The sequence below is a fragment of the Mycobacterium celatum genome (genome assembly GCF_002101595.1).
In the GTDB taxonomy this organism is placed as follows: domain Bacteria; phylum Actinomycetota; class Actinomycetes; order Mycobacteriales; family Mycobacteriaceae; genus Mycobacterium; species Mycobacterium celatum.
On sequence record NZ_LQOM01000011.1, the window covers coordinates 61,857 to 77,894 of the forward strand.

The following is a 16,038-nucleotide window of genomic DNA, read 5'->3' on the forward strand; positions in this document are numbered from 1 at the left end:
TTACGGTGGTCAGTCGCATCACACAACTAACGGGGCTAGCATGGACTGATCATGCTGGACCGCGACTACCCCGACCAGGTCTGCTCCATTGCGCGCGCCCTCGAGGTCATCGGGCAGCGATGGTCAGTGCTCATCGTCCGCGACGTCTTCCTGGGCCGGCACCGGTTCGACGACCTGTGCGCCGGCACCGGTATCACCCGCAGCATGCTCGCCGCACGGCTCGCGCACCTGGTCGACGAGGGCGTGCTGGAGCGGCGGCGCTACCAGAGCCGGCCCGAGCGATTCGAGTACCACCTCACCGAGAAGGGTCGGGCGCTGTTGCCGGTGCTCACGCAGCTGATGCTGTGGGGTGACCGCTATTACGGCGAACCCGGTGGACCGCCGCTGACGCTGGAACACCACGACTGCGGAGGCCATCCGCAGGATGGCCTGCAGTGCGACCGCTGTGGTGCCGCGCTCACCGTCGACGATGTGCGGGCTCGCCCGGCTGGATTTGCGCGCCGCCCGTAGAATCGACCCAACGGCGTCGATCCGGCCATCACCGGGGAGCCTTCGGAAGAACGGCCACTGGCTCAGTAGAACCGAACGGGCAGGCCCGTCACAGCCTGTAATGAGCGGCCACGCCTCGGCGTGGCAAGCGGGGTGGTACCGCGGCGCTCGCGCACAGCGCGTTCGTCGTCCCCGGCCAGAGCAGTGGCACAGGGAGACGACGCTTTGACTTACCCGAAGTCGGCCGGCGGGGCGCCCGACTTTCCAGGGCTGGAGCTCGAGGTCCTCGAGTACTGGGACCGCGACGACACCTTCCGTGCCAGCATCGCGCGCCGCGCCGAGGCGCCGGAGTACGTGTTCTACGACGGGCCGCCGTTCGCCAACGGCCTGCCGCACTATGGGCATCTGCTCACCGGCTACGTCAAGGACATCGTGCCGCGGTATCGGACGATGCGCGGCTACAAGGTGGAGCGCCGCTTCGGCTGGGACACTCACGGGTTGCCGGCCGAACTCGAAGTGGAGCGCCAACTCGGCATCACCGACAAGTCGCAGATCGACGCGATGGGCATCGCGGCGTTCAACGAGGCGTGCCGCGAATCGGTGTTGCGCTACACCGACGAGTGGCAGGCCTATGTCACCCGCCAGGCCCGCTGGGTCGACTTCGAGCACGACTACAAGACGCTCGACTTGTCTTACATGGAGTCGGTGATCTGGGCGTTCAAGCAGTTGTGGGACAAGGGTTTAGCCTACGAGGGCTACCGGGTGCTGCCGTATTGCTGGCGCGACGAGACACCGCTGTCCAACCATGAGCTGCGGATGGACGACGACATCTACCAGAGCCGCCAGGATCCTGCGATCACGGTCGGATTCGTTGTGCCCGAGGGGGAATTGGCCGGCGCGCATCTGTTGGTGTGGACGACGACGCCGTGGACGCTGCCGTCCAACCAGGCGGTCGCTGTCAACCCGGACGTGACGTATGTGCAGGTGCGGGCGGGGGATCGGCGTTATGTGTTGGCGGAGGCCCGGCTGGGTGCCTACGCCCGTGAGCTCGGCGACGAGCCGGAGGTGCTGGGCCGCTACCCTGGCGCGGATCTGCTGGGGCTGCGGTACGTGCCGCCGTTCCCATATTTTATGGACTCCGCCAACGCTTTTCAGGTGCTGCCCGGCGAGTTCGTGACCACCGAGGACGGTACCGGGATTGTGCACATGGCGCCGGCCTACGGCGAAGACGACAAGGACACCGGCGACCGGGCGGGCATCGTGCCGGTCACCCCGGTCGACGCCAAGGGCCGCTTCGACGCCACCGTTCCGGACTACGCGGGTCAGCACGTCTTCGACGCGAACCCCCACATCATCCGCGACCTGAAGAACGGCACCGGTCCCGCGGCGGCCAACGGCGCGGTGCTGCTGCGGCATGAAACCTACGAGCACCCGTATCCGCACTGCTGGCGCTGCCGAAACCCGTTGATCTATCGGGCGGTGTCGTCGTGGTTCGTCAAGGTCACCGAATTCCGGGACCGCATGGTCGAACTCAACCAGCAGATCACCTGGTATCCCGAGCATGTCCGGGACGGGATCTTCGGCAAGTGGCTGACCAACGCGCGCGACTGGTCGATCTCGCGAAACCGCTACTGGGGCACACCGATTCCGGTGTGGGTATCCGACGACCCGGCATATCCGCGGATCGACGTCTACGGAAGTCTCGACGAGCTGGAGCGCGACTTCGGTGTGCGCCCGGACAACCTGCACCGGCCCTACATCGACGAGCTCACCCGGCCCAACCCGGACGACCCCACCGGCCGCTCGATGATGCGGCGCATCCCCGACGTGTTCGACGTGTGGTTCGACTCCGGGTCGATGCCGTACGCGCAGGTGCACTACCCGTTCGAGAACCGCGAGTGGTTCGACAGCCACTACCCGGGCGATTTCATCGTCGAATACATCGGGCAGACCCGCGGCTGGTTCTACACCCTGCACGTGCTGGCCACTGCTCTCTTCGACCGGCCGGCATTCAAAACCTGTGTGGCACACGGCATTGTGTTGGGCAGCGACGGGCAGAAGATGAGTAAGTCGCTGCGCAACTATCCCGACGTGACTGAGGTGTTCGACCGCGACGGCTCCGACGCCATGCGGTGGTTTTTGATGGCCTCGCCGATCCTGCGCGGCGGGAACCTGATCGTCACCGAGCCCGGGATCCGCGAGGGTGTGCGCCAGGTCATGCTGCCGTTCTGGAACGCCTACAGCTTTTTGGCGCTGTATGCGCCGAAAGTCGGTACCTGGCGCACGGATTCACCGCACGTGCTGGATCGCTACATTCTGGCCAAGCTGGCCGCGCTGCGGGAGGATCTCACCGCCGTGATGGACGTCTGCGACATCTCGGGTGCCTGCGAGCAGTTGCGCCAGTTCACCGAGGCGCTGACCAACTGGTATGTGCGACGTTCTCGCCAACGGTTCTGGGAGGAGGACGCCGACGCGATCGACACGCTGCATACCGTGCTGGAGGTGACGGCCAGGCTGGCGGCGCCGCTGCTGCCGTTGACCACCGAGATCATCTGGCGTGGCATCACCGGCGAGCGCTCGGTGCACCTGACCGACTGGCCTCAGTCCGGGGATGTGCCGGCCGACCCCGAGCTGGTGAACGCGATGGACCAGGTGCGCGAGGTGTGCTCGGCGGCGTCGTCGCTGCGCAAGGCGAAAAAGCTGCGGGTGCGCCTGCCGCTGCCGAAACTGACTGTCGCCGTGGACGACCCGGCGCAACTGGAACCGTTCACCGATCTGATCGCCGACGAGCTCAACGTCAAAAGCGTCGAGCTCACCGACGACATCCCCCGCTACGGCCGTTTCGAGTTGACAGTCAACGCCCGCCTCGCCGGACCGCGGCTGGGCAAGGACGTGCAAGCGGCCATCAAGGCGGTCAAGGCGGGCGAGGGCGTCGTCAACAACGACGGCACACTGACCGCCGGGCCCGCCGCGCTGCAGCCCGACGAGTACAGCTCGCGGCTGGTGGCCGCCGACCCGGAGTACACCGCGGCGCTGCCCGACGGCGCCGGCCTGGTGGTGCTCGATGGCACGGTCACACCTGAGCTGGAGGCCGAGGGCTGGGCCAAGGACCGCATCCGCGAGCTGCAGGAGCTGCGCAAGTCGACCGGGCTGGACGTCTCCGACCGGATCAGCGTGGTGATGTCGGTGCCCGCCGAGCGCGGCGCCTGGGCCGAAGCGCATCGCGACCTGATCGCCCGCGAAATCCTGGCTACCAGTTTCGAATTCGGTGAGCCGGGACCGGAGGCTGTGGAAATCGGTGACGGTGTGCGCGTGAGGATCGCTAAAGTCTGACCCGCGAAAGTGCATTCCGCGACGCATTTCTCGAGTACATGCGTCGCCAGTTGCACTTTCGCGGAGGGGGTTATGACGACAAGACCGTTCGTCGGCACCGAAGCGCTCATCGCGGGCGCGTTCACTGAGCGTGAGCTGCGTCGGTCGTGCACCCGCATCTACCGCAACGTCTACCAGCGCCGTGGCGCTGAGTTCACCGCAAAAGACCGTGCACTCGCCGCGTGGCTTTGGTCGGGTAAGCAAGCCGTCGTCGCGGGTAACTCCGCGGCTGCACTGCTCGGTGCGAAGTGGGTCGACCCGCAGGCGCCCGCCGAACTCATCTCCGATCGCAAACGTCCGCCACCATTGATCATCACTCGCAATGAGACGTTGCTTGCCGGCGAGACCACGACGGCCGCCGGTGTGCCGGTGACCTCGCCAGCTCGTACCGTGTTCGACCTCGGTCGGCGGCGGGGCCTGATAACCGCTGTCATCCGCATAGACGGATTGATGCAGGCGACGGGCGTGACGGTCGATGATGTTCAGCCGCTAATCGACGGCCACCGCGGCGCTCGCGGTATGAGGCAGCTGCGACGCGTGCTCCCACTGGTCGACGCCGGCGCCGAGTCACCGCAGGAGACCCGGACCAGGCTCGTGCTCATCGCGGGGGGTCTACCCAGACCGCAGACCCAGATCGTGGTGGGCAACTACCGCATCGACATGGGTTGGGAGAAATGGCTTGTCGGCATCGAATACGACGGTCCCCAACACTGGACCGATCCACGCATCCGTGCCGCTGACATTGAGCGCACCGCTGAGCTACAGCGCCGGGGGTGGATCCTGGTCAGGGTGAGCGCAGACCTGCTGCGTTATCGGCGTGACGTCATCGTGGCCCGAGCCGTCGATGCATTGCGCGCCCGAGGCTATCCGATGTAGGCCGCGAGAGTGCAACGGCCGACACATTTCCCGAGTGGACCCGTCGGCAGTTGCACTTTCGCGGGTTAGGGTTTGACGGCACGCCACCGCACGCGGGAGTCTCGCGCGTCGACTTCGATATCGCCAAAACCCGCTGCGCGCAACTTTTCTGGGAGCGTATTGGGCGACACAGGGTTACACGTGTCGCGGAAATGCACGAGCCGGAATCGAAGCGACCCCACACTGTCGCTGCCGGCGAATGTTCCGCCGCGCCGCAGCACCCGGAACGCCTCGGCGAACAGCTGGTCCTGCAGCGCCGGCGTGGGAACGTGATGCAGCATCGTGAAACACACCACGGAGCTGAACTCGTCGGAGGGCAGTCCGGTGGCGGTGCCGTCGCCGTTGATGATCTGCGCCCGGTCGCCGTAGCGGGCCCGCAGCCGCTGCGCCATCGGTGGGTCGATCTCGACGGCGGTGTAGTGCGGCGCCTTGTCGATCAGCACCCGGATGTTGGCGCCGTAGCCGGGCCCGATCTCGAGCACGTTGTCGCCCAGCTCTACATCGGCGAGTACCCATGGCAGCAGTTGGTTTTCGACCGTCTGCGCCCAGCGGTCCGAACTACAGCACAACCGGTGACACAGATTCATCGCCATGAATCAAGACATTAGCGCAATAGCATCTGCGGGTATGGACTCGCGGTGGGTGCTGCATTTCGACATGGACGCGTTCTTCGCGTCGGTCGAGCAGCTCACCCGGCCCACGTTGCGGGGCCGCCCGGTGCTGGTCGGCGGGCTGGGCGGGCGCGGCGTGGTGGCGGGCGCCAGCTACGAGTCGCGAGTGTTCGGCGCCCGGTCGGCGATGCCGATGCATCAGGCGCGCCGCCTGGTGGGCATCCACGCGGTGGTGCTGCCGCCGCGCGGCGTCGTCTACGGGGTGGCCAGCCGCCGGGTTTTCGACGTCATACGCGCCGTGGTGCCGGTCGTCGAACAACTGTCGTTCGACGAAGGATTCGCCGAGCCGGCGCAACTGGCCGGGGCCTCGGCGGCCGACGTCGAGCAGTTCTGCGAGCAGCTGCGGCGACGGGTGCGCGACGAGACCGGCCTAGTGGCCTCCGTCGGCGCCGGGTCGGGTAAGCAGATCGCCAAGATCGCCTCGGGCATGGCCAAACCCGACGGCATCCGGGTGGTCCGGCGCGTCGACGAAACACAGCTGCTCGCCGGCCTTCCGGTGCGAAGGCTGTGGGGGATAGGGCCGGTCGCCGAGGAAAAGCTGCATCGGCTCGGCATCGAGACCATCGGGCAGCTCGCGGCGCTGAACGAGGCCGAGGTGGCCAGCATCCTGGGCGGCACGATCGGGCCGGCGTTGCACCGGCTGGCCCGCGGGATCGACGAGCGCCCGGTTACCGAACGCGCCGAAGCCAAGCAGATCAGCGCCGAATCCACCTTCCCCGCCGACCTGACCACGCTGGAGGAACTGCAGGAGGCGGTCGGCCCGATCGCCGAGCACGCTCATCAGCGACTGACCCGTGACGGCCGCGGCGCCCGCACCGTCACGGTGAAATTGAAGAAGTCCGACATGAGCACGTTGACCCGCTCGGCGACGCTGCCGTATGCGACAGCAGACGCGGCCGCGCTGATCGCGCTGGCCCGCCGGCTGCTGCTCGACCCGCGCCAGATCGGGCCGATACGCCTACTGGGCGTGGGGTTTTCGGGTTTGTCCGATGTGCTTCAGGAGTCGCTGTTCCCCGATTTGGACCTCTCAGCCGAGACGTCGCAGGCCGACCACGCGGCAGAGGCACCAGCACAGCCGGACGCCGCGACGTGGCGGATCGGCGACGACGTCACCCACCGCGACTTCGGGCACGGCTGGGTGCAGGGCGCCGGCCACGGCGTGGTCACTGTGCGGTTCGAGACCCGCAGCACCGGGCCGGGTCCGGCGCGCACGTTCGCATCCGACACCGGCGACCTGGCCGCCGCCAACCCCGTCGACAGCCTCGACTGGCCGGATTACGTTGCCGGGCTTGTCGAATCAGCCCCAGCGGCCGACGACGTCGCCGACCGGTAGACCGGCCGCCAGCGCCGCCATCAGCAGCACCCGCACCTGGCTCGGCGGCAGCGTCGGCACCATCACCGCGCCCGCGTCAGCCAGCTCGCGGCCGGGGCCGTATCCCGGACTGACCCGCGCGCCCGCGACCCGGCTGGACACCGCGACCACCACGCCGTCGGCGCAATGCCGGCGCGCCCCGTCGATCACGGCGGCGCCGGCGTTGCCGGAGCCGAGCGCCTCCAGCACGATGCCGCGGGCGCCGGCGGCCACGCAGGCATCCAGTGCCACCGCGTCGCCGCCGGGATAGGTCGCGACGATGTCGACGCGCGGCGCCCGGCCCGCGCTCAGCTCGCCCAGGTAGGGCCGGGCTTTGTCGCGGACGACGTCATCGACCGTTCCCAGCGGCTCGCCGGCGAAGCCCGTCGCCACTTTGCGCAGGCCAAGCGGCTGTAACAGCCGACCGCCGAAACACACCAGCACGCCCAGCTCGCGGGCGTCGGCGCTGGCAGCGACCGACAGCGCGTCGCGCAGGTTGGCCGGACCGTCGGCGTCGGGCGCGTCGGCGCTGCGCAGGGCGCCGGTGATGACAACCGGAGCCGCGCCGTCGTAGGTGAGGTCGAGCCACAGCGCCGTCTCCTCGAGGGTGTCGGTGCCGTGTGTGACGACCACCCCACGCGCGCCCCGGTCCACTGCTGTGTGCACGGCCGCGCCGATCACGTCCCAGTCGGCGGGCGTCAGTTGCGAGCTGTCCAGGGACAACACGTCGACGACGTCCACGTCCAGACCAGCGGTCAGTTCGGCGCCGCCGCGGGTCGGCCGTCGCACCCCGTCGGCGTCGGTGCTGGTGGCGATTGTCCCGCCGGTGGTGACGACGGTGAGGCGGCCCATGGGTGGATGCTAGGGGATGATGTAGCTGTGACCGACGAATCTCCTGTGGGAACGAGCGAAGCTCCTGCCCCGCCGCGACGGCTGCGCCTGCTGCTCTCCGTCGCGGCGGTGGTGCTGGCGCTCGACATCGTCACCAAGGTGCTCGCCGTCAGGCTTTTGACTCCCGGCCAGCCAGTGTCGATCATCGGCGACACGGTCACCTGGACGCTGGTGCGCAATTCCGGGGCCGCGTTTTCGATGGCGACCGGATACACCTGGCTGCTGACCCTGATCGCGACCGGCGTGGTGGTCGGGATCTTCTGGATGGGACGCCGTCTGGTGTCGCCGTGGTGGGCGATCGGGCTGGGCATGATCCTGGGCGGCGCGATGGGCAACCTGGTCGACCGGTTCTTCCGGTCGCCGGGCCCGCTGCGCGGTCATGTCGTCGACTTCCTCTCGATCGGCTGGTGGCCGGTGTTCAACGTCGCCGACCCGTCGGTGGTGGGCGGGGCGATCCTGCTGGTCGCGCTGTCGGTGTTCGGCTTCGACTTCGACACCGTCGGCCGGCGCAAACCCGGCGACGAACTGTTGGCTCCCGGTAAGCCCGACCAGACCTGATGCCTGACCGGTCGATGCCCGTGCCTGAGGGCTTGGCGGGCATGCGTGTGGATGCCGGGCTGGCGCGGCTGCTGGGCCTGTCCCGCACCGCCGCCGCGGCGCTGGCCGAAGGTGGCGACGTCGAGTTGGACGGCGCGCCGGCCGGCAAGTCCGATCGGCTGACCCCGGGTGCCCTGCTGCATGTGCGGCTCCCCGATGCGCCGGCCCCGCTGGAGAACACGCCCGTCGAGATCGAGGGCATGAAAGTTCTCTACTCCGACGACGACATCGTCGCGGTCGACAAACCCGCGGGGGTGGCCGCGCACGCGTCGGTGGGCTGGACCGGGCCGACGGTGCTCGGCGGACTGGCCGGCGCCGGCTTCCGGATCACCACGTCCGGTGTGCACGAGCGCCAGGGCATCGTGCATCGCCTGGACGTCGGAACCTCAGGGGTGATGGTGGTGGCCATCTCCGAGAGGGCCTACACGGTCCTGAAGCGGGCATTCAAACAACGCACCGTCGACAAGCGTTATCACGCTCTGGTGCAAGGACATCCGGATCCGTCGAGCGGCACCATCGACGCGCCGATCGGCCGCCATCGTGGCCATGACTGGAAGTTCGCCGTCACCGCGAACGGCCGGCACAGCCTGACCCATTACGACACCATCGAAGCGTTCGTGGCGGCCAGCCTGCTCGATGTACACCTGGAAACCGGCCGCACCCACCAGATTCGAGTGCATTTCGCCGCGCTGCATCATCCCTGCTGCGGCGACCTGACCTACGGCGCCAACCCGAAGCTGGCGAAAAAGCTTGGGCTGGAACGGCAATGGCTGCACGCGCGGTCGCTGGCATTTGCTCATCCGGCGGACGGCCGACGCATCGAGATCGTCAGCCCCTACCCGCCGGATCTGCAGCACGCGCTGGACGTGCTGCGGGCCGAGGGCTGATCAGCCCGTTTTACGCGCCTCGACCAGCGTTCGGGTGGAATGCGCTCGGATGACGATGCGCCGAGCGTGTAACCAGGGCGCGAAATCGTCAAGAAAATCGCCGCCAGTACACGCTCGGTGAAGGTCGCGACTCAAACCTGCGCGGTCTCGGCGTCCGAGGCGATGTCGCCGGCCAGCGGCGCCAGCACGCCGAGTATCTCATTGACCGTCTCGGACGGCACTCCGGCCGCTGACAGCGAGTCGGTCAGATGCCCGGCCACCAGGTTGAATTGGTGCATGGTGATTCCGCGGCCCTGATGCACCTGCTTCATCGACGCACCGGCGTACGGCTCCGGCCCACCCAGCGCCGCGGCCAGAAACGCGGCCTGCTTGCCCTTCAGCCGACTCATGTTGGTTCCCGCGAAGAAGCCGGCGAGATCGTCGTCGGCGAGCACCCGCGCGTAGAAGTCCTCGACAACCACTTCCAGCGCCTCATGGCCGCCGATCTTGTCGTAGATGCTGGTCGCTTTGCGTTTGCGAAACGGTGAAAGCATGCCCATGCGTCTAGGGCATCATTTCCCGGTTGCATGCCCGTTAGACGGTCATCACGGGCGGATTACTCGACGTAACAACCCGATTGCCCGCGAATCACCCGCTGTGGTGTAGGACACTGTAAATCCATGAATCTCGGTGACCTCATCAACCTTGTCGAAAAGCCGATCGCCGCCGTCTCCAGCATCGTCAACACGCCCAATTCGGCCGGGCGATACCGGCCGTTCTATCTGCGGAACCTCCTCGACGCGGTCTCCGGCCGCACGCTGGCCGAGGCCGTCGACGGCACGATCACACTGATCACCGGGGGATCGTCGGGCATCGGGGAAGCAACCGCCAAGAACATCGCCCGCGCCGGCGGCGAGATGGTGCTGGTCGCCCGGACCCCCGAGAAGCTGGAGAAAGTCGCCGACGAAATCCGCGCCGACGGCGGTACCGCCCACGTCTATCCCTGCGATCTGTCCGACATGGACGCGGTTGCCGCGATGGCCGACCAGGTGCTGACCGATCTCGGCGGCATCGACATCCTGATCAACAATGCGGGCAAGTCGATTCGGCGCTCACTGGAGTTGTCCTACGACCGGATTCACGATTACCAGCGGACCATGCAACTGAACTACCTCGGTGCCGTACAGCTGATTCTCAAGTTCATCCCCGGCATGCGGGAACGCGGTTTCGGTCAGATCATCAACGTGTCGTCGGCCGGCGTGCAGACCCGCGCACCGCGCTTCGGCGCCTACATCGCCAGCAAGGCCGCGCTCGATACGCTGTGCGACGCGCTGCAGGCCGAAACCGTCAACGACAACGTCCGGTTCACCACTGTGCACATGGCGCTGGTCCGCACACCGATGATCAGCCCAACCACCATGTATGACCGGTTCCCGACGCTGACGCCCGATCAGGTGGCCGGTGTGCTCGCCGACGCGATCGTGCACCGACCGCGGCGAGTCAGCCCCCCGATCGGGCAGTTCGCCGCCGTCGCCGACGCGGTCCACCCGATGGTGATGGACTACGTCCGAAACCGAGCCATCGCCATGTTCGACGACTCCGCCGCGGCCCAGGGCGGCGAAAAAGCCGAGGAGGCAAAGGAATTCGACAAAGGCAGCGAGACGTTTGTGCGGGCCACCCGCGGAATTCACTGGTGAGCCATCATGAGCCTTCCGAAACCGAGCAACCAGGCAACCGTCGTCGTCACCGGCGCCTCCTCGGGCATCGGCACTGAATTGGCCCGCGGCCTGGCCTGTCGCGGTTACCCGCTGCTGCTGGTCGCGCGCCGTCGGGAACGCCTCGACGAGCTCGCCGCCGAACTGCGCAACCAATACTCCGTCCGCGTCGACGTGATGCCGCTCGACCTCGCCAAGAGCCGGGGACGGGCCGCGTTGGCCGACTTGATTCGCCAGGACCCGATCGCGGGGCTGTGCAACAGCGCCGGTTTCGGCACCAGCGGAGCGTTCCACGAGTTGCCGATCGAGCGGGAAACCGAGCAGGTCACGCTCAACGCGCTGGCACTGATGGAACTGACCCATGCCGCGCTGCCCGGCATGATCGAGCGCGGGGCCGGCGCCGTCCTCAACATCGCCTCGATCGCCGCGTTCCAGCCGCTGCCGGGCATGGCGGTCTATTCGGCCACGAAAGCCTTCGTCCAGACCTTCTCGGAGGCCGTGCACGAGGGACTACACGGCACCGGAGTTTCGTGCACCGTCTTGTGTCCGGGGCCGGTACCCACCGAGTGGGCCCAGATCGCCGACGCCGAACACGTGAATGTCGGCTTCGCCCAAGTCTCGCCGCACGACGTCGCCGAAGCCGCGATCGCCGGGATGCGCGACGGCAAGCGCAGCGTCGTGCCCGGGCTGGTGCCCAAAGTCGCCAGTATGGGCGGGCGGTTCGCGCCGCGCAGCGTGTTGCTGCCCGCACTGCGAATCGTCCGGGACCTGCGCCGCTAGGACGTCTTGCGCGGCCTGATCTTGAACGAGATCCGCAGCTTCGTGCGGTAGGTGATCCCCCCACCCGAGTCCAGGGCCAGGTCCTGCTCGACGACCTCGGCGACCCGGATGTCGTCGATGGTCTCCTGCGCCCGACGCACCGCCTCCGCCGCGGCGTCCTCCCAAGACACGGTGCTCGTCCCGATCAAGTCGGTGACCCGGTACACGCTCATGCCTGTCAAGCTAGAGCAGCCGAGCAGCAGCTGTGGCGAAAAACGGACTTTCCAGACACGCATGCCGACACGCCGAGACTCGTCGGTGCCCGGTCATAGACTGGCGTCTCTATGAACCAATCCTTCGTGCACCTGCATAACCACACCGAGTATTCGATGTTGGACGGTGCTGCGAAGATCACCCCGATGCTCGCCGAGGCGGAGCGGCTGGAAATGCCCGCGATCGGGATGACCGACCACGGAAACATGTTCGGCGCCAGCGAGTTCTACAACGCGGCCACCAAGGCCGGAATCAAGCCGATCATCGGCGTCGAGGCGTATATCGCGCCCGGCTCCCGGTTTGACACCCGCCGCATCTTCTGGGGAGACCCCGGGCAGAAGAGCGACGACGTCTCCGGCAGCGGGTCCTACACCCACCTGACCATGGTCGCCGAGAACGCCACCGGCCTGCGCAACCTGTTCAAGCTGTCGTCGCTGGCCTCGTTCGAGGGCCAGCTCAGCAAGTGGTCCCGGATGGACGCGGAGCTGATCGCCGAGCATGCCGAGGGCATCATCGCCACCACCGGCTGCCCGTCCGGTGAGGTGCAGACCCGGCTGCGGCTCGGGCAACGCCGCGAGGCGCTGGAAGCCGCGGCTCGGTGGCGGGAGATCTTCGGACCGGAGAACTACTTCCTGGAGCTGATGGACCACGGGCTCGACATCGAACGCCGGGTCCGCGACGGCCTGCTGGAAATCGGCCGCACCCTGAACATCCCGCCGCTGGCCACCAACGACTGCCACTACGTCACCCGCGACGCTGCACACAACCACGAGGCGCTGTTGTGCGTGCAGACCGGCAAGACGCTGTCGGACCCTAACCGGTTCAAGTTCGACGGCGACGGCTACTACCTCAAGTCGGCCGCCGAGATGCGCGAGATCTGGGACGACGAGGTTCCCGGCGCCTGCGACATGACGCTTTTGATCGCCGAGCGGGTGGGCTCCTACGCCGACGTGTGGGCGCCGCGCAACCGGATGCCGGTGTTCCCAGTGCCCGAGGGCCACGACCAGGCGTCCTGGCTGCGTCACGAGGTCGACGCCGGGCTGCGGCGACGCTTCCGCTGTTACTCCCAAGGGATACCCGACGTCTACGCGCAGCGGGCCGCCTACGAGATCGAAGTCATCTGCGACAAGGGATTTCCGTCGTACTTCCTGATCGTCGCCGACCTGATCAACTACGCCCGCTCGGTCGACATCCGGGTGGGGCCGGGCCGCGGCTCGGCGGCCGGCTCACTGGTCGCCTACGCGCTCGGCATCACCGACATCGACCCCATCCCGCACGGGCTGCTGTTCGAGCGCTTCCTCAACCCGGAGCGCACGTCGATGCCCGACATCGACATCGACTTCGACGACCGTCGCCGCGGCGAAATGGTGCGCTACGCCGCAGAGAAGTGGGGCCAGGACCGGGTCGCCCAGGTCATCACCTTCGGCACCATCAAAACCAAAGCAGCGCTGAAGGATTCGGCTCGTATCCACTACGGGCAGCCCGGCTTCGCGATCGCCGACCGGATCACCAAGGCGCTGCCGCCGGCGATCATGGCCAAAGACATTCCGCTGGCCGGCATCACCGACCCCAACCACGAGCGCTACAAGGAAGCCGCCGAGGTCCGCGGCCTGATCGACACCGACCCCGACGTACGCACCATTTACCAAACGGCCCGCGGCCTGGAGGGCCTGATCCGCAACGCGGGCGTGCACGCATGCGCGGTCATCATGAGCAGCGAGCCGTTGACCGAGTCGATTCCGTTGTGGAAGCGGCCGCAGGACGGCGCGATCATCACCGGCTGGGACTACCCGGCATGCGAGGCCATCGGCCTGCTGAAGATGGACTTCCTCGGGCTGCGCAACCTGACGATCATCGGCGACGCGATCGAGAACATCAAGGCCAACAGGGGAATTGACCTCGACCTGGAATCGGTGCCGTTGGACGACAAAGCGACGTACGAGCTGCTCGGCCGCGGCGACACTCTCGGGGTGTTCCAGCTCGACGGCGGGCCGATGCGTGACCTGCTGCGCCGCATGCAGCCCACCGGCTTCGAAGACGTAGTCGCCGTCATCGCGCTGTACCGGCCCGGCCCGATGGGGCAGAACGCCCACAACGATTACGCCGACCGCAAGAACGGCCGCCAAGCCGTCAAGCCCATCCATCCCGAGCTGGCCGAGCCGCTCAAGGAGATCCTGGCCGAGACCTACGGTCTGATCGTCTACCAAGAGCAGATCATGCGCATCGCGCAGAAGGTGGCCGGCTACTCGCTGGCCCAAGCCGACATCCTGCGCAAGGCGATGGGTAAGAAAAAGGCTGACGTGCTGGCCGCCGAGTACGAAAGCTTCTCGGCGGGGATGCAATCCAACGGTTTCTCGGCCGCTGCCATCAAGGCGCTGTGGAACACGATCCTGCCCTTCGCCGACTACGCGTTCAACAAGTCGCACGCCGCGGGCTACGGCATGGTGTCGTACTGGACCGCCTACCTGAAAGCCAACTACCCCGCCGAATACATGGCTGGGCTTTTGACGTCGGTGGGCGACGACAAGGACAAGGCCGCGGTGTATCTGGCCGACTGCCGCAAGCTCGGCATCACCGTGCTGCCGCCGGACGTCAACGAGTCCGGGCTCAACTTCGCCTCGGTGGGCGCCGACATCCGTTACGGGCTCGGCGCAGTTCGCAACGTCGGCGCCAATGTCGTTGCCTCCTTGATCAATACCCGTACCGAGAAGGGCAAGTTCACCGACTTCTCCGACTACCTCAACAAGGTCGACATTGCCGCCTGCAACAAGAAGGTCACCGAATCGCTGATCAAAGCGGGTGCGTTCGACTCGCTGGGCCATCCGCGCAAGGGCCTGTTCCTGGTGCACACCGACGCCGTCGACTCGGTGCTGGGCACCAAGAAAGCCGAGGCGATGGGCCAGTTCGACCTGTTCGGCGGCGACGACCCAAGCGCCAACGCCGTTTTCACGATCAAGGTGCCCGACGAAGAATGGGACGACAAGCACAAACTCGCCCTCGAGCGCGAGATGCTCGGCCTGTACGTGTCCGGGCATCCGCTCAACGGGGTCGCGCACCTGCTGGCCACCCAGGTCGACACACCCATCCCCGCGATTCTCGACGGCGATGTCCCCAACGACACCGCGGTCAAGGTGGGGGGCATCCTCGCATCGGTCAACCGGCGGGTGAACAAGAATGGGATGCCCTGGGCGTCAGCGCAATTGGAGGACCTCACCGGTGGCATCGAGGTGATGTTCTTCCCGCACACCTACTCCGCCTACGGCGCCGACATCGTCGACGACGCGGTGGTGCTGGTGAGCGCGCGGGTCAAGATCCAAGACGACAGGGTCTGCCTGATCGCCAACGAGCTTGTGGTGCCGGACTTTTCCAGCGCACAGGTGGACCGGCCGCTGGCGGTGAGCCTGCCCACTCGGCAATGCACCATCGACAAGGTCAGCGCGCTCAAGCAGGTGTTGGCGCGGCACCCCGGCACGTCGCAGGTGCATCTGCGGCTGATCAGCGGAGACCGGATCACCACCCTGGAGCTCGACTCGTCGCTGCGGGTGACGCCGTCGCCGGCGCTGATGGGCGACCTCAAGGCGCTATTGGGCCCCGGCTGCCTGGGCGGCTGAACCCAAAGCAGGCGCCGAATGGCCACTTAATGCACGCATCCGTCCAAAAGCCGTGCCACAATTGGCCACTCGGCGAGGGCGGATTAGTCCAACTCCACCCGGACGATGACACTGTCGGGCCACACGGTGCGCTGGCGACTGCGCCGTAGTTTCTCACGCCAGGACAGATCCTGGTGCACGTTGGTGACGCCCGGGACTTTGATCATCGGCACGGTGTTCCACTGCCAGCCATACCGCTGATGCAGTACGCGGTTGCCGGCTTCCGCGTCGGCACCGGACAAGACGGCGGCATGGCCGGTGAACGTCGTCGCGCCCGGACGGATCCGGCCGCGGTAGTCGCAGGCGGTGAGCTCGACGTGGGGGTGCGCCGTCAGGCGGCGTGTCTTCGGGCCCACCTTGGTTCGAAACAGCAGCGCGTTTCGGTCGAGGGCGAACCAGATCGGCGTGTCAACCGGCGTGCCATCGCGCCGGAATGTTCGGAGCAGGGCATAGCGAGAACGGCTCAGGTCGGGGAACGCGTGCATGGCC

Annotated in this window: 14 protein-coding genes; 9 read left to right on the plus strand and 5 right to left on the minus strand. The window is 67.1% G+C overall.

Features of this window, described 5'->3' with window-relative positions:
- Positions 1–51: 51 nt before the first annotated feature.
- From AWB95_RS01745 to AWB95_RS01755, 3 genes are all read left to right on the plus strand, one after another.
- The gene (locus AWB95_RS01745; RefSeq protein WP_062541055.1) at positions 52–510 is read left to right on the plus strand and encodes a winged helix-turn-helix transcriptional regulator; all 459 of its coding nucleotides are present in this window, start codon (positions 52–54) and stop codon (positions 508–510) included.
- A gap of 204 nt (positions 511–714) precedes the next feature.
- A complete protein-coding gene (gene ileS / locus AWB95_RS01750) occupies positions 715–3,822 on the plus strand; it encodes an isoleucine--tRNA ligase (protein ID WP_085167537.1) in 3,108 nt (1,035 codons plus the stop codon).
- A gap of 72 nt (positions 3,823–3,894) precedes the next feature.
- Positions 3,895–4,737, plus strand: a complete 843-nt coding sequence (locus AWB95_RS01755; RefSeq protein ID WP_062541056.1) for a DUF559 domain-containing protein — start codon at positions 3,895–3,897, stop codon at positions 4,735–4,737.
- A gap of 65 nt (positions 4,738–4,802) precedes the next feature.
- Here the strand turns inward: AWB95_RS01755 and AWB95_RS01760 are convergent, their stop codons facing one another.
- The gene (locus tag AWB95_RS01760; protein WP_062541057.1) at positions 4,803–5,369 is read right to left on the minus strand and encodes a class I SAM-dependent methyltransferase; all 567 of its coding nucleotides are present in this window, start codon (positions 5,367–5,369) and stop codon (positions 4,803–4,805) included.
- Positions 5,370–5,403: 34 nt separating this feature from the next.
- Here AWB95_RS01760 and AWB95_RS01765 point away from each other — a divergent pair, with 34 nt between their 5' ends.
- A complete protein-coding gene (locus AWB95_RS01765) occupies positions 5,404–6,780 on the plus strand; it encodes a DNA polymerase IV (protein ID WP_085167510.1) in 1,377 nt (458 codons plus the stop codon).
- Here AWB95_RS01765 and AWB95_RS01770 read toward each other — a convergent pair.
- A complete protein-coding gene (locus AWB95_RS01770) occupies positions 6,745–7,650 on the minus strand; it encodes an asparaginase (protein ID WP_085167512.1) in 906 nt (301 codons plus the stop codon). The genes AWB95_RS01765 and AWB95_RS01770 overlap by 36 nt on opposite strands.
- A gap of 6 nt (positions 7,651–7,656) precedes the next feature.
- Between AWB95_RS01770 and lspA the strand changes: the two genes are divergently transcribed.
- Together lspA and AWB95_RS01780 are read left to right on the plus strand one after the other, a co-directional pair.
- Positions 7,657–8,247 (plus strand): signal peptidase II, encoded by a 591-nt coding sequence (gene lspA, locus AWB95_RS01775; protein ID WP_062541893.1) that lies wholly within the window; start codon positions 7,657–7,659, stop codon positions 8,245–8,247.
- A complete protein-coding gene (locus AWB95_RS01780; RefSeq protein ID WP_085167514.1) occupies positions 8,247–9,173 on the plus strand; it encodes an RluA family pseudouridine synthase in 927 nt (308 codons plus the stop codon). The genes lspA and AWB95_RS01780 overlap by 1 nt, the downstream gene beginning before the upstream one ends.
- A 131-nt stretch (positions 9,174–9,304) precedes the next feature.
- Here the strand turns inward: AWB95_RS01780 and AWB95_RS01785 are convergent, their stop codons facing one another.
- On the minus strand, positions 9,305–9,712 hold the full coding sequence (locus tag AWB95_RS01785; RefSeq protein ID WP_062539352.1) for a group I truncated hemoglobin: 408 nt from the start codon (positions 9,710–9,712) through the stop codon (positions 9,305–9,307).
- A 120-nt stretch (positions 9,713–9,832) separates the two neighbouring features.
- Between AWB95_RS01785 and AWB95_RS01790 the strand changes: the two genes are divergently transcribed.
- Both AWB95_RS01790 and AWB95_RS01795 read left to right on the plus strand, forming a co-directional pair.
- Complete coding sequence (locus tag AWB95_RS01790; RefSeq protein ID WP_062539351.1) at positions 9,833–10,849, plus strand: SDR family NAD(P)-dependent oxidoreductase; 1,017 nt, start codon at positions 9,833–9,835, stop codon at positions 10,847–10,849.
- 6 nt (positions 10,850–10,855) lie between these two features.
- On the plus strand, positions 10,856–11,647 hold the full coding sequence (locus tag AWB95_RS01795) for an SDR family NAD(P)-dependent oxidoreductase (RefSeq protein WP_062539350.1): 792 nt from the start codon (positions 10,856–10,858) through the stop codon (positions 11,645–11,647).
- On the opposite strand, the gene AWB95_RS01800 is transcribed toward AWB95_RS01795, so the two are convergent.
- A complete protein-coding gene (locus AWB95_RS01800) occupies positions 11,644–11,859 on the minus strand; it encodes a dodecin family protein (RefSeq protein ID WP_062539349.1) in 216 nt (71 codons plus the stop codon). The genes AWB95_RS01795 and AWB95_RS01800 overlap by 4 nt on opposite strands.
- Positions 11,860–11,970: 111 nt before the next feature.
- Here AWB95_RS01800 and dnaE point away from each other — a divergent pair, with 111 nt between their 5' ends.
- Positions 11,971–15,510 carry a DNA polymerase III subunit alpha gene (dnaE, locus tag AWB95_RS01805; protein ID WP_062539348.1) on the plus strand — a complete coding sequence of 1,180 codons (3,540 nt, stop codon included), beginning with the start codon at positions 11,971–11,973 and terminating at the stop codon, positions 15,508–15,510.
- Between the two features lie 83 nt (positions 15,511–15,593).
- Here the strand turns inward: dnaE and AWB95_RS01810 are convergent, their stop codons facing one another.
- Complete coding sequence (locus AWB95_RS01810) at positions 15,594–16,034, minus strand: PPOX class F420-dependent oxidoreductase (RefSeq protein WP_084707023.1); 441 nt, start codon at positions 16,032–16,034, stop codon at positions 15,594–15,596.
- Positions 16,035–16,038: the final 4 nt, after the last annotated feature.

Excerpts from the sequence above, each read along its gene's own strand:
- AWB95_RS01745 (WP_062541055.1), top strand. The coding sequence starts at position 52 with ATGCTGGACCGCGACTACCCCGACCAGGTCTGCTCCATTGCGCGCGCC.
- AWB95_RS01755 (WP_062541056.1), top strand. The coding sequence starts at position 3,895 with ATGACGACAAGACCGTTCGTCGGCACCGAAGCGCTCATCGCGGGCGCG.
- AWB95_RS01760 (WP_062541057.1), bottom strand. The coding sequence starts at position 5,369 with ATGGCGATGAATCTGTGTCACCGGTTGTGCTGTAGTTCGGACCGCTGG.
- AWB95_RS01765 (WP_085167510.1), top strand. The coding sequence starts at position 5,404 with ATGGACTCGCGGTGGGTGCTGCATTTCGACATGGACGCGTTCTTCGCG.
- AWB95_RS01770 (WP_085167512.1), bottom strand. The coding sequence starts at position 7,650 with ATGGGCCGCCTCACCGTCGTCACCACCGGCGGGACAATCGCCACCAGC.
- lspA (WP_062541893.1), top strand. The coding sequence starts at position 7,657 with ATGCTAGGGGATGATGTAGCTGTGACCGACGAATCTCCTGTGGGAACG.
- AWB95_RS01780 (WP_085167514.1), top strand. The coding sequence starts at position 8,247 with ATGCCTGACCGGTCGATGCCCGTGCCTGAGGGCTTGGCGGGCATGCGT.
- AWB95_RS01785 (WP_062539352.1), bottom strand. The coding sequence starts at position 9,712 with ATGGGCATGCTTTCACCGTTTCGCAAACGCAAAGCGACCAGCATCTAC.
- AWB95_RS01790 (WP_062539351.1), top strand. The coding sequence starts at position 9,833 with ATGAATCTCGGTGACCTCATCAACCTTGTCGAAAAGCCGATCGCCGCC.
- AWB95_RS01795 (WP_062539350.1), top strand. The coding sequence starts at position 10,856 with ATGAGCCTTCCGAAACCGAGCAACCAGGCAACCGTCGTCGTCACCGGC.
- AWB95_RS01800 (WP_062539349.1), bottom strand. The coding sequence starts at position 11,859 with ATGAGCGTGTACCGGGTCACCGACTTGATCGGGACGAGCACCGTGTCT.
- dnaE (WP_062539348.1), top strand. The coding sequence starts at position 11,971 with ATGAACCAATCCTTCGTGCACCTGCATAACCACACCGAGTATTCGATG.
- AWB95_RS01810 (WP_084707023.1), bottom strand. The coding sequence starts at position 16,034 with ATGCACGCGTTCCCCGACCTGAGCCGTTCTCGCTATGCCCTGCTCCGA.